The organism is Pseudoalteromonas porphyrae (genome assembly GCF_001298125.1).
In the GTDB taxonomy this organism is placed as follows: Bacteria; Pseudomonadota; Gammaproteobacteria; order Enterobacterales; family Alteromonadaceae; genus Pseudoalteromonas; species Pseudoalteromonas neustonica.
Window position 1 is genome coordinate 151,563 of sequence record NZ_LHPH01000001.1, and the last position, 13,280, is coordinate 164,842.

12 protein-coding genes are annotated in these 13,280 nt (G+C 41.3%); 9 read left to right on the forward strand and 3 right to left on the reverse strand.

The features are described from left to right. Positions 1-28 precede the first annotated feature (28 nt). Positions 29-616, reverse strand: a complete 588-nt coding sequence (locus ADS77_RS00600) for a hypothetical protein (protein ID WP_054204085.1) — start codon at positions 614-616, stop codon at positions 29-31. A gap of 298 nt (positions 617-914) precedes the next feature. On the opposite strand from ADS77_RS00600, the gene ndk reads away from it, so the two are divergent. From ndk to der, 9 genes are all read left to right on the forward strand, one after another. After that, positions 915-1,346 carry a nucleoside-diphosphate kinase gene (gene ndk, locus ADS77_RS00605; protein WP_054204084.1) on the forward strand — a complete coding sequence of 144 codons (432 nt, stop codon included), beginning with the start codon at positions 915-917 and terminating at the stop codon, positions 1,344-1,346. Between the two features lie 185 nt (positions 1,347-1,531). Next, positions 1,532-2,665 (forward strand): bifunctional tRNA (adenosine(37)-C2)-methyltransferase TrmG/ribosomal RNA large subunit methyltransferase RlmN, encoded by a 1,134-nt coding sequence (locus tag ADS77_RS00610; RefSeq protein WP_054204083.1) that lies wholly within the window; start codon positions 1,532-1,534, stop codon positions 2,663-2,665. 108 nt (positions 2,666-2,773) lie between these two features. Beyond that, entirely contained in the window at positions 2,774-4,837 is a 2,064-nt protein-coding gene (gene pilW / locus ADS77_RS00615) for a type IV pilus biogenesis/stability protein PilW (RefSeq protein WP_054452341.1), read from the forward strand. Continuing rightward, entirely contained in the window at positions 4,834-5,742 is a 909-nt protein-coding gene (locus tag ADS77_RS00620; RefSeq protein ID WP_054452343.1) for a RodZ domain-containing protein, read from the forward strand. The genes pilW and ADS77_RS00620 overlap by 4 nt, the downstream gene beginning before the upstream one ends. Before the next feature lie 5 nt (positions 5,743-5,747). Then, complete coding sequence (gene ispG, locus ADS77_RS00625) at positions 5,748-6,866, forward strand: flavodoxin-dependent (E)-4-hydroxy-3-methylbut-2-enyl-diphosphate synthase (protein WP_054204080.1); 1,119 nt, start codon at positions 5,748-5,750, stop codon at positions 6,864-6,866. Positions 6,867-6,993: 127 nt separating this feature from the next. Continuing rightward, a complete protein-coding gene (gene hisS / locus ADS77_RS00630) occupies positions 6,994-8,274 on the forward strand; it encodes a histidine--tRNA ligase (protein ID WP_054452345.1) in 1,281 nt (426 codons plus the stop codon). Positions 8,275-8,292: 18 nt separating this feature from the next. Next, positions 8,293-8,913, forward strand: coding sequence for a YfgM family protein (locus ADS77_RS00635; RefSeq protein ID WP_054204078.1), 621 nt, complete (start codon positions 8,293-8,295; stop codon positions 8,911-8,913). A 9-nt stretch (positions 8,914-8,922) separates the two neighbouring features. Then, positions 8,923-10,101, forward strand: a complete 1,179-nt coding sequence (gene bamB, locus ADS77_RS00640; protein WP_054204077.1) for an outer membrane protein assembly factor BamB — start codon at positions 8,923-8,925, stop codon at positions 10,099-10,101. A 73-nt stretch (positions 10,102-10,174) separates the two neighbouring features. Beyond that, positions 10,175-11,638, forward strand: coding sequence for a ribosome biogenesis GTPase Der (gene der, locus ADS77_RS00645; RefSeq protein ID WP_054204076.1), 1,464 nt, complete (start codon positions 10,175-10,177; stop codon positions 11,636-11,638). 260 nt (positions 11,639-11,898) lie between these two features. Here the strand turns inward: der and ADS77_RS00650 are convergent, their stop codons facing one another. Together ADS77_RS00650 and ADS77_RS00655 are read right to left on the reverse strand one after the other, a co-directional pair. Continuing rightward, positions 11,899-13,050: a cytochrome-c peroxidase gene (locus ADS77_RS00650; protein ID WP_054452347.1), complete on the reverse strand. Its 1,152-nt coding sequence runs from the start codon at positions 13,048-13,050 to the stop codon at positions 11,899-11,901. Continuing rightward, a complete protein-coding gene (locus tag ADS77_RS00655) occupies positions 13,050-13,280 on the reverse strand; it encodes a hypothetical protein (protein WP_054204073.1) in 231 nt (76 codons plus the stop codon). The genes ADS77_RS00650 and ADS77_RS00655 overlap by 1 nt, the downstream gene beginning before the upstream one ends.

The following is a 13,280-nucleotide window of genomic DNA, read 5'->3' on the forward strand; positions in this document are numbered from 1 at the left end:
ATGTTAACCATACAGTGAGGTGTGCCAGTTAGTTAGAAAGTAAAACCTCAGGGGTCTCTAGTAAAAACTGCTTACCGTTGTCTAAGCTAATTTCGATATAAAACACATGGCTGCTTTCAAATTCAGGCGCTGTATTTAGTGTAAAATTAAAGTACCTTTGCATCATAACGGGCAGTAACTCTTGCACTTTTGTAACTGTAACCGCTTCTTGACTATTCTCAATATTAAATTCAATGACACTAAACACATCGTTTAAACTGCTGCCAGCTGTTAAGTCAGCACTAAAGTCAGCGGACGAATAAACATTAAGCTTGGTTAATTTATTATTAGCCGGGATAACAACAGGCAAGGTTACGCAATTTTCAGCATACGTTTTGTTTTCATCGAATTCGTTACCGGCACTGTAAACATTGGTGCCTGAGGCTTCAAATGATACGTTGATTTTGTCGTAGGAAATTAAAGTATTCGCTTGGTACTGGCCATTATTAACCGCTAATTCAATGTCATTTATATCAATTGCAATCGCTGTAGGCGGGCATTCTAATGCAGCCTCGTTGTCTGAACCACACGCTGTAATAAAGCTGGCTAACAGCGCAATCACTAATAACTTTTTCATTTTTATTATCTCCTTTGTGTAAGAAAAAAATCCTATAGAGCGGCTAAACTTACAGTACATTTTCACCCCCAGCAACAACTCACCTTAAAATTAACAAAGCAACACAAAAGGTAACAATAATTAACAAAACGTCATCAAAATCAACCTAGAAAACTAAAATCATTTTCCTCCTATTCTCTGAAACGGTCTAATTGTCATTTTGCTCGTTTTTAATAATACTAGGCATTACCTGCTAAAGCGCGTATAATTCGCGCCCGTTAATATTCACACTTTTACTTAAAATTATTGGAGCATAAAGATGGCTTTAGAGCGTACTTTCTCAATCGTAAAACCTGATGCAGTTGCAAAAAACCACATTGGCGCTATCTACAACCGTTTCGAATCTGCTGGCCTTAAAATCGTTGCAGCTAAAATGGTTCACCTTTCACAAGAGAAAGCTGAAGGTTTCTACGCAGAGCACAGCGAGCGTCCTTTCTTTGGTGCTTTAGTATCTTTCATGACATCTGGTCCAGTAATGGTTACAGTTCTTGAAGGCGAAAACGCTGTTCTTAAAAATCGCGAAATCATGGGTGCTACTAACCCTGCTGAAGCACTAGCTGGCACTTTACGTGCAGACTACGCTGATAGCATCGACGAAAATGCTGTTCACGGTTCTGATGCTGTTGAATCTGCTGCTCGCGAAATCGCGTATTTCTTCGCTGACGAAGAGCTTTGCCCACGTACTCGTTAATTCGAGTTTCACAGCTAACCCTGTGATGCAAAGTATGAAAAGGGCTTTCGAGCCCTTTTTTAGTCATTATGTAAAGTATTAAACACTCTATTTATGATGTTTTACTTAATGATTAAAGTGTGTGAATTGTGTACAATTCGCCCTTGTAAATTTTTATCACCACCGTCACTGATTAAGGTTGTTTCATGACCACCGAGCAAAAAAAGATTAATTTATTAGATTTAAACCGAGAAGCAATGCGCGAACTATTTGCATCGTTCGGTGAAAAACCGTTTCGTAGTGACCAGGTGATGAAATGGATTTATCATTTTGGCGTTGATAACTTTGACGACATGAGCAACGTAAACAAAAAGCTAAAAGAAAAACTTAAAGCTGAATGCGAAATTGTTGCACCTGAGATCACTGTACGCCAGCAAGCCAGTGACGGCACGATTAAGTATGCGCTTATACTTGAAGGCGGCCAAGAAGTTGAAGCTGTTTGGATCCCTGAAAAAGAACGCGCAACTTTATGTGTATCTTCACAGGTAGGTTGTGCGCTTGAATGTACATTCTGCTCTACTGCACAACAAGGCTTTAACCGTAACTTAAAAGTATCTGAGATCATTGGCCAAGTTTGGCGCGTTGCTAAAGATATTGGCCTTGATGGTCATAGTGAAAAACGCCCTGTCACTAACGTCGTAATGATGGGTATGGGTGAGCCATTACTTAATCTTAAAAACGTTGTGCCTGCAATGGAATTAATGATGGACGATTGGGGCTTTGGTTTATCTAAGCGCCGCGTTACGTTAAGTACGTCTGGTGTTGTACCTGCACTTGATTTATTAAAAGAAAAAATCGACGTTGCATTGGCAATTTCTCTGCATGCGCCTGATAACGCGTTGCGTGATATTTTAGTGCCAATCAATAAAAAATACCCGATTGAAGAGTTTTTAGCTGCATGTCGTCGTTACATTGATGGGTCTAAAGCTAATAAAGACGTAACCATTGAGTATGTAATGCTAAACGGTATTAATGACAGCACAGATCAGGCTCATGAGTTAGTTAAAACGCTAAAAGGCACCCCGTCTAAAGTGAACCTTATTCCGTTTAACCCATTCCCGGGTAACGAATATACACGCTCAAGTAATAGCCGTATTGATCGCTTTTCAAAAGTGTTACAAGCAGCGGGTATTACCTGTATTGTTCGTCGTACTCGTGGTGACGACATTGATGCAGCCTGCGGCCAATTAGTGGGTGATGTTGTTGACCGTACTAAACGTTTAGCGAAAAAGAAAATGCGTGACGATAATGCTATTTCGGTGAATATTCACCAAGCTTAACTTATCTAAAAAACCAAAAGCACCTGTGTTGAGTAAATAATTGATGCAACACGAGTGCTTTTAGGTAAGATAGGCACAATATATGGATAATAATAAAGAGATTAGGAAATGCGATCCTTACTTGCTTTAACTGTCAGCGTACTTGCTCTAACAGGCTGTGTGACTGAGAATAGTTATGATGGCAATGACAAACCCGTTGTCGAAAATAAAATCAACAATGTCGGTGCAGCACGCACGCGTATCGCTCTTGCTCTTCAATATTTAAATACTGGTAATAATTCACAAGCAAAGTATAACCTCGAGCGAGCCGCATCTTTCGCGCCAAACTTACCCGAAGTACACTATTCATTTGCTTATTACTACCAGCAAGTCGGTGAGAATATACTTGCTGATAAATCCTACCAAAAAGCACTTGAAATAAACCCTGATGATCCAAATACACGTAATAACTATGGTGTATTTTTGTGTGGCATTGATGAATATGACCGCGCCACAGAGCAATTACTTAAAGCAATTTCGATCCCGAGCTATATTCGGGTTGCTGAAAGTTATGAAAACTTAGCATTATGTGCAATAGAATTTGACGATTTTGATAATGCCGAGAAGTATTTCATATCAGCGATAAAACATAGTTCAATGCGTGCATCGTCACTCATTAGTTTAGCTGCTTTATATTATGCCAAAAGTGACTTACATAAAGCACAAGCACTCCTTGAACGTTATGAAAATTCAGGGCAAATATCGTCTCGATCGTTGTTTTTAAGTTATTTGATAGAACAACGTATGGGGCATATCGAAAAAGCTGAAACCACTGCCGCAACGATACTGCAAACCTACCCTACAACAAATGAAGCGGTGCTTATTCGTGAACAACGAATCAAACGCAGTGAATTTGAAATATTGCGCTTACAATATCGGCAAGCAAAATTAGACGAGTTAAAAGAAAATAGCCCAAGTGGCACTTTTAACTCAGCGCCAAAAATGCGCATTGTAAAAAAGAAAAAAGCGCCGCCAAAAACCACAGCGGCGCAGGCAATCAATAAGCCAACAAGTATTGACTCTGTAACAACGCAAAAAAATGACGTTGTACGAGCAAGTTCTAATGACTTAAATTCTGCTTTATTAACTGTGCCTGCAGAGCCCACAAAGGCCGAGCCTGTTACGGAAGTTGAGCTGAAGTCTACTGAAACAATTACCAAGCAACCGGTTAATATTAGCAGCCCTCCAGTTGATACTGGTGCTGTACTAGCAGCATTGGCGATTATAGAAACCAATGTAACCGAAGAGCAGCTTGCAATAGTGACGCCACCAACGCAGGTTGTTAAACAAGTACAAAAAAATAATGATGCCGCTGCTGTCATGTCTGCATTAGCCTTAACACCAGACAAAAATGAGACACCTGATACGCCAATAGAACACACAGCTAGTTCTGTAATAATACCAGACGTGATTGTTGAGAAAGCACCTGAGCCAACATTAGCGGTGCCAACGGTGCATTTAGCCGCTAATCAACAAATAACACAGCCAGTAGTAAATAAAAATGTCCCTACTGTTGTAAGTGTCGATACCAAGCCTGTTACAAAAAAAGAAACGCCCCCTCAAGATGGCATTAAAATTGTTTCTTTTGGCGCACCCAGTACCAATAACAACAACTCAAGCCAAGCTGCACCAACCAACCAAGTTCAGTTTTCAAGTGAATTGAGTGAAGATGAAAAGGTGGTATTTTATCAACCGCAGCGTAATGAAGCTGTATTTGCAGGGCAAAATGAACGTTATAGCAATCAACCTGAAGTACGCTTCTCTGGCACTGAGCAATACAATCAAGCACCTATGCTCAACTCTCGCGTCCCTCAACTAACAACTCCTTACCATGTTCTACAAGATGGTGAAAACCTATTTAGCATTTCTGTACGATACAATGTTAAACTACAAAAGTTACTCCAATGGAATGGTCTAAGAGAATCTGATCGGGTGGCCAATGGGACTAATATTTACCTCAATGACCCCAATATTTATTACAAAATTAACACTGGTGATACCTTATACAGTATTGCCACTGAGCGTCGTTTATTAATTGATCAGTTAATGCGATGGAATAAATTAAGCCCGGATGTTGCACTTAAACCTGGGCATAGACTGTTACTAGTGGATCCTGAATCATACGCTTTATGAATGATGAAAATACTGAATCAACGCCGATCACTCTTGGTCAGACTTTAAAAAATGCCCGAGAGCAGGCCAATGTTAGCCGTGAAGAGCTAGCAAATAAATTAAAATTATCCGTATTGCAATTGCAGCACTTGGAAAACGACGACCATCTTCTTCTTGGCCCTGCAACCTTTACTAAAGGGTATGCAAAAAGCTACTGCCGTGAATTTAATTTAGATAAAACAGCAGTGATGAATTTGTTTCCTGAACAACCCGAAGTGCTTAAAAAAAGCAATATGCAAAGTTTTTCAAAACGCACAGAAAAAGAAGCAAACGATAGCCGTCTAATGCTGGTTAGCTATGCAATTTTAGCCATTGTTATTGGTTCTTCTGCACTTTGGTGGTGGCAAAATGCCACTCCCATCAAAGAGTCAGTGGTTACACCATTATTAAATAATACACTCGGTAGTGATGAAGAAAACCAAGTACCAAAAAACACAACTGAACTTAAAGAACGTGATATTACCAATGCTGATTTTACAGCCGATGACGCTAATGATGACAGCGTTTTACCAAATGACGAAAAACGCACTAAAATAGAACAAATGAGGCTTTCGGCATCACAAGTATCGTTTCCAAGTAGCAAAGCGACGCAAACAGCGACAGCTGATAAAGAAAATGCTTTAAGCACAATTGTTATGCGCTTTAATCAAGAGAGTTGGGTAGAAATACACGACGGTGAAGGCGATAAAGTCGCCTTTGGTGTGAAAAAAGCAGGTTATGTGATGACGGTATCAGGAAAACCACCTTTTTCTGTCGTCTTGGGCAAACACCAAGTTATTGATATCACATTAGACGGTGATGCTATTGATATATCACATTTTCCACAAAACCGTTTAGCCAAATTTAATTTACCACTAGCAGAGTAGTCGCTATGTTTTCAGAATCTCCAATCAAACGCAGAAAGTCAACGCGTATAAATGTAGGTAATGTACCTATAGGTGATGGTGCCCCGATTGCCGTGCAGTCAATGACCAACACCGATACTATGGATGTTGATGCAACCGTTGCACAAATTCAGGCAATTCAAGATGCAGGCGCAGATATTGTGCGCGTATCTGTGCCAACCATGGATGCGGCCGACGCATTTAGAAGTATAAAAGAGCAAGTAACTATCCCGCTTGTCGCAGACATTCATTTTGACTACCGTATTGCGCTCAAAGTAGCGAAATATGGTGTAGATTGCCTGCGTATTAATCCGGGCAATATCGGCAGCGAAGAACGTATTCGTGCGGTCGTTGACTCTGCTCGTGAGCACAATATTCCCATTCGTATTGGTGTTAATGGCGGCTCGTTAGAGCGCGATTTGCAAGAAAAATATGGCGAGCCTACACCAGAGGCTTTGCTTGAATCAGCCATGCGCCATGTGAATATTTTGCGCCGCCTCGATTTCGACCAATTTAAAATATCAGTAAAGGCCTCTGACGTATTTTTAGCGGTTGGCGCATACCGCCTGCTCGCGAAAGAAATTGACCAACCTTTACATCTTGGCATTACAGAAGCTGGCGGCATGCGTTCTGGCTCAGTTAAGTCTGCAGTTGGCTTAGGTATGTTACTTGCCGAGGGCATTGGCGATACTTTACGTGTCTCCTTGGCGGCTGATCCTGTGCAAGAAATCAAAGTCGGTTTTGATATTCTAAAATCATTACGAATTCGTTCTCGTGGGATTAATTTTATTGCGTGCCCAAGCTGTTCTCGCCAAGAGTTTGATGTGGTTAGCACCATGAATGCACTTGAAGAACGCTTGGAAGATATCATCGAGCCGGTGTCGGTGTCGGTCATTGGTTGCGTAGTAAATGGCCCAGGTGAAGCACTTGTCAGTGACATTGGTTTAGCCGGTGCAAACCGCCGTTCAGGCCTTTATATCAATGGTGAGCGCCAAAAAGCCCGCATTGATAACAACAATATTGTTGATCAGCTCGAAGGTTATGTACGTGACTTTATCGCCGAAAAAGAAAAACAGACCCCTATTGACATAAAAATCGTCGAATAAAGTCAATATAGTCGGCAAACTGGGTGGTTTGCCGCACGCATGCCAGCTATAATGGCGGGTCAATTTTTAGCATTCTTGTTGTGTAGTCTTTTATTTATTACACAAAAACAGTTTTTAGGATTTATCAGTGGCAAAACAAATTCAGGCAGTTCGCGGTATGAACGATTGTCTGCCAGGCGATACACAAGTTTGGCAGAAAGTAGAAAACATTTTACGCGAGACGGTAGCATCGTTCGGTTATCAAGAAATTCGTTTTCCAATTGTAGAATCAACCGATCTTTTTAAGCGCTCTATTGGTGAAGTAACCGATATTGTAGAAAAAGAAATGTATACCTTTGCAGATCGTAATGGCGACTTACTAACCTTGCGCCCTGAAGGTACTGCAGTGTGTGTTCGTGCAGGTAACCAAAACGGTTTACTGTATAACCAAGAGCAACGCCTTTGGTATATGGGCCCAATGTTTCGTCATGAGCGTCCGCAAAAAGGCCGTTATCGTCAATTTCATCAGTTTGGTTTAGAAACGTTTGGTATTGCCAGTGCTGATATTGATGCAGAAGTGATATTACTAACTGCACAATTATGGCAAGCATTTGGTATTAATGAACACGTTCGTTTAGAGCTTAATTCTTTAGGTTCGAATGAAGCGCGCGCTGATTACCGTGATGCATTAGTTGCTTATTTAGAGCAACATATTGATGTACTCGATGAAGACTCAAAACGTCGTATGCATTCAAACCCTTTGCGTGTACTTGATAGTAAAAACCCAGACGTACAAGCCATCTTAACTGATGCGCCTAAACTGTCTGAGCACTTAGATGCTGAATCAAAAGCACATTTTGAAAATTTATGTGAACGTTTAGACGCAGCTGGCGTCATATACACGGTTAATGAAAAGCTCGTACGCGGCCTTGATTACTATAACCGCACTGTTTTTGAGTGGGTAACAGACAGCCTAGGTGCACAAGGTACTGTATGTGCCGGTGGGCGTTACGATGGTTTAGTTGAACAGCTTGGCGGTAAAGCCACTCCTGCTGTGGGCTTTGCTATGGGACTTGAGCGTTTAGTACTATTGTTACAAGCTTTAGAATGTGTTGGTGACATTCGCCGTAATGCTGATGTATATTTGGCGGCAATGGGCGATAAAGCAAGTATTCAAGCGCCACTTATTGCGGCTAAATTACGTGCTGAAGTACCTGGCCTGCGAGTTATGGTTCACGCAGGTGGTGGTAACTTTAAAAAGCAATTAAAACGTGCCGATAAAAGTGATGCATTGGTTGCACTGATCATTGGCGATGACGAATTAGAACAAGGCGTTGTGACTGTTAAATATTTACGAGAACGTAAAGAGCAAGTCACATTAGAATTAGAACAAATTAAAACGCTGTTAGCTGAGCTTGTGCAAAGCTAAATAGTATAAGAGGTAAGAATGGATATTTATTCAACAGAAGAACAACAAGCTGAAGCAATTAAGCGCTTTTTCCGTGAAAATGGCCTATCACTTGCGCTTGGCGTAATTGTTGGTTTAGGTGGTTTGTATGGCTGGAAAGCCTATAACCAGAATCAACTAACCACGGCTGAATCCGCATCAGATGCCTACACTCAACTAGTTGAAGGTGGCGAAGTTCTTGGTGCTGCTGATCAGTTTATCGCTGATAATAAAGATACTAACTACAGCGTACTTGCCGCTTTTGTTGCTGCAAAAGAAGCCGTTGAACAAGATAAATTAGATGTTGCCAGCGAAAAATTAAACTGGATTATCAGCAACGTTGCTAATAGCGACTTAAAAGCAACTGCGACGACACGTTTAGCACGAGTTCAAATTGCACAACAGCAATATGACCAAGCATTAACAACATTAAATACCACGCTATCGCCTGCATTTGCAGCTGCAGTGGCTGAGTTACAAGGTGATGTTTACACAGCTCAAGGTAAACAAGAGCAAGCTCGTACGGCGTATCAAAGTGCCGCAGATGCAGGTGGCCTTGAGAATAACCCATTATTGCAAATCAAACTTGATGACTTGGCAGTAACTAGCCCAGCGGCATAAGGGGTTACCATGAAAAAATTAACAGCAGCAAGTATCGCTTTATGTATGGCTACCCTAATGGGTTGCTCATCTAGCGATGACGAAGAAGAACTCGTATTACCTGAAATCGTTAATCAATTTGAAACCGACGTAGTGTGGCAAGAAAGTATTGGCGATGGTGTAGAACATTATTTTTCTCGTCTTACGCCAGCCATTTACAATGATCGTGTTTTTGTAGCAAACCGTGAAGGTGAAGTCGAAGCTCTATCACTGGTTAATGGTGATACTATTTGGCAAACTGACGTACGTGAAAATACAACATTTTGGCCATGGGAAAGTGACGTCAGTGCAAAACTCTCTGGTGGTATTTTACAAGCTTATGGCAAAATATTTATCGGCTCTGAGCACGGCTATTTAACAGCGCTTGACCGTGAAACAGGTGAAATTGTTTGGCGTAAAACAGTCCCTGGTGAAGTATTATCTAAACCAGCGGCAGGCGATGGCCTTATTTTTGTTAATTTAGGTTCTGGTAAATTACTTGCCCTACACCCTGATACTGGCGAAGAGCGCTGGAGTCATGAGCAAGAAGTACCAGCACTAACATTACGTGGGCAAAGCTCACCAACCGTTGCTAACGGTGGTGTATTAGTTGGCCTTGAAACAGGCAAACTAAGTGTATTTATTTCTGAAAGCGGTTACTCAGCATGGAGTTCTGAAATAGCAACAGCAAAAGGCTCATCAGAGTTTGAACGCCTAGTTGATGTTGACACACAACCACTGATCAGCGGACCTTACGCGTATGCTATTGCCTATAATGGTAATTTAGCCGCTGTTGATATTCGCTCAGGTAACGTTGTATGGAAACGCGAGTACAGCAGTTACCGTGAGATGTCTATGGATGGACAAACTATCTATGTAGTAGATAGTGACGGCGTTGTATATGCACTTGATAAAAGCTCTGGCATTGAACGCTGGAGTCAACCGGCCCTTCGTGGTTGGTATTTAACAGGGCCTGCGGTAGCAGGAAATTATTTAGCATTAGGCGACCAAGAAGGTTACTTACATTGGCTAAATAAAGAGTCAGGCGAGCTTGTATCGCGTGAAGACTTCGACAGTTCAGGTTTCTTTGTTGAGCCAGTTGTTGCGGACGACAAACTGATTTTATACACCCGAGATGGTGAAGTAAGTGCGGTAAAAATTCCGAACTAACTTACTAATACTAAATGTATTTTTTTAAGGCTTCGCACTGCGAAGCCTTTGTTGTTTTTTTAAGAGGTAGTTTATGCTTCCCGTGATCGCTCTAGTTGGGCGACCCAATGTGGGCAAATCCACATTATTTAACCGTTTAACACGTACTCGTGACGCACTCGTTGCCGATTTCCCGGGCCTTACACGAGATAGAAAATATGGCCAAGCTAATTACGATGGCTATGAATTTATCGTGGTAGACACGGGTGGTATCGATGGCTCAGAAAAAGGCATTGAAATCGAGATGGCTGATCAATCGCTACTCGCGATTGAAGAAGCTGACATCGTATTATTCTTAGTTGATGCGCGCGTAGGTATGACGGTGGCTGATCAAGCCATTGCAAACCATTTACGCAAACAAGAGAAGAAAAGCTTTGTTGTTGCCAACAAAACCGATGGTATTGATGCCGATTCAAACTGCGCTGAGTTTTATCAATTATCGTTAGGCGAAGTACACCATATTGCTGCAGCACATGGCCGCGGTATCACTTTGTTACTTGAGCAAACTTTGCAGCCCGTGATCGCTGAGTTATCAGCATTAAATGATGATGGCACTGGTGATGACGAAGAACTTGTAGATTTATACGCTGAAGATGGCGAAGAGATTGAGCAAGAAGCGTTTGCTGATAAGCCAGTGAAATTGGCTATCATTGGTCGCCCTAATGTTGGTAAGTCAACGCTAACTAACCGTATATTGGGTGAAGAGCGGGTTATTGTTTATGATATGCCAGGCACAACACGCGACTCTATTTACATTCCAATGACGCGTAATGAAAAAGAGTACGTATTAATCGATACCGCTGGTGTTCGTAAACGTAAAAAAGTAAGTGATGTCGTTGAAAAGTTCTCAGTGATCAAAACACTACAAGCAATCGAAGATTGTAACGTCGTGTTATTGGTTGTTGATGCGCGTGACGGTATTTCTGATCAAGATTTAAGCTTACTTGGCTTTGCTTTAAACTCTGGTCGTTCACTGGTTATTGCCGTGAATAAATGGGATGGTCTGGATGACTACGTCAAAGACCGTATCAAATCTGAGCTTGATCGTCGTTTAGGCTTTATTGACTTCGCACGCTTACACTTTATCTCTGCTTTGCATGGTACGGGGGTTGGCCATTTATTTGAGTCAATTGACGAAGCTTATGCCTCAGCAACTAAACGTATCAGCACCGCTATGCTACGTCGTATCATGGATATGGCACAAGCCGATCACCAGCCACCGCTTGTTCGTGGTCGTCGTGTGAAGCTTAAATATGCCCATGCAGGTGGTTATAATCCGCCACGTATTGTGATCCACGGTAACCAAGTACATGATTTACCTGATAGCTATAAACGCTACCTGATGAACTACTACCGTAAAGCACTAAAAATTATGGGCACGCCAATCAAAATTGAATTTAGAGAAGGCGAAAATCCATTTGCAGGACGTACTAATAAAGTAACGCTTTCGCAAAAACGTAAGATCCGCGCGTTTAGTAAAGAAAACCGCAATAAATAGTAAGCTGTAAGCTGTAAGCTGTAAGCTGTAAGCAATAAATAGTAAGCTGTAAGCTGTAAGCTGTAAGCTGTAAGCTGTAAGCTGTAAGCTGTAAGCTGTAAGCTGTAAGCTGTAAGCTGTAAGCTGTAAGCTGTAAGCTGTAAGCTGTAAGCTGTAAGCTGTAAGCTGTAAGCTGTAAGCTGTAAGCTGTAAAATTAAACCTTGTAGAGTGCGTCTCTACAAGGTTTTTTTATGGCTCACTATAATGTTTACTTACCATTTCATTTTGATCGCGATAAGAATGAAAAATGCGGGCCTCTTGCTGGGTGAGCTGTAATGGCATTTAAAAACGCCTCTAGCGCTTTCATTTCTTCTGTGGTCAGTAATAAAGGCTGCAAAATGGGTGATGTTTCAGGGAAAAACACATCATTTTTGTCCTTAGGGATCCGTACGCCTCCTGCATTATAAATATTGATAATACCTTCCATGCTTGCAAATAAACCATTGTGCATCCAAGGTTTAGTGTTCATCACCCCACGAAGACTAGGCGTTTTAAATTTACCTACATCATCAGGCATACCGGTGATGTTAAATAATCCAAGGTCTTCGTACTCCCTTTTATAGTAAGTAAGACCGATATTGTGAAATTTGTTATCTGAAAAAAGTGCGCCAGAATGACAGTTCATACATCGCGCTTTGGTTCTAAATAAGTGCATCCCCCACAACGCTTGATCGCTTAATTTTTTAGCGTAAAAGTCCTTCTTTTTGGGGTCCTCTTGCGTAATTGCATGCATAAAATAATCAAAGTCTGCATTACGTGAACGAATAGTCCGTTGAAAAGTCGCCAACGCTTTTGCGACATCACTCACTTCAATTATATTTTTGCCAAACACCTCATTGAACTTACTTTTATAGTACGCGTTAATATTTAACCTTAGCCCTAACTCAAACAGCCGAAAGTTCATTTCGTTGCTATCTTGTATTGGCATTAACGCTTGTTGCTCTAATGAGCTTGCTCTGCCATCCCAAAATAAGGTTTCCCAAAGCGCTGCATTTTCAATACTGGGCGCATTACGTTTACCAAAACGACGGTTATGGCCAAACGACACTTCACGACCATCTGCCCAACCTAAATCTCTATCGTGACAACTCGCACAGGCTATATGCTTAGATGAAGATAAAATAGGATCGTGAAATAGCGCTTCCCCTAGTCGCATTTTAGCCACTGAAAAAGGGTTTGATTCAGGAAATGTGATCGCTGGTAATAAACCAATCTCATGATGCGCAATACCAGGGTCTAAAAAAGGCTTTGGCCACTTATCGCTAGGTTGAAGGTATTGCTCACGTAGAGATTCAAAGTTAATAGGCTGAGCACTTAAATTAAATGCCCCGCTTATTAACACAACTAAAAATAAATAAGCGGGTTTACACATTACTTATTTTTTTCTAATGAGAAGGTTTTACCATCAGCTGCAACAAGCTTTTTTACTTCATCAATGTGTAATTCATTTATATCAATACACATATCTTCGCGTTTTTTTCTTGCCGACAGTAGCGCTGCAGGTTCAGAAATAAACCGCTCGATTTTAATCGCGTGCGTGTCAGCGTCTGCGTTATAGCACAGCTGCGTAGCCGTAAGGGTTAATACAAGTAGTGATGTCAT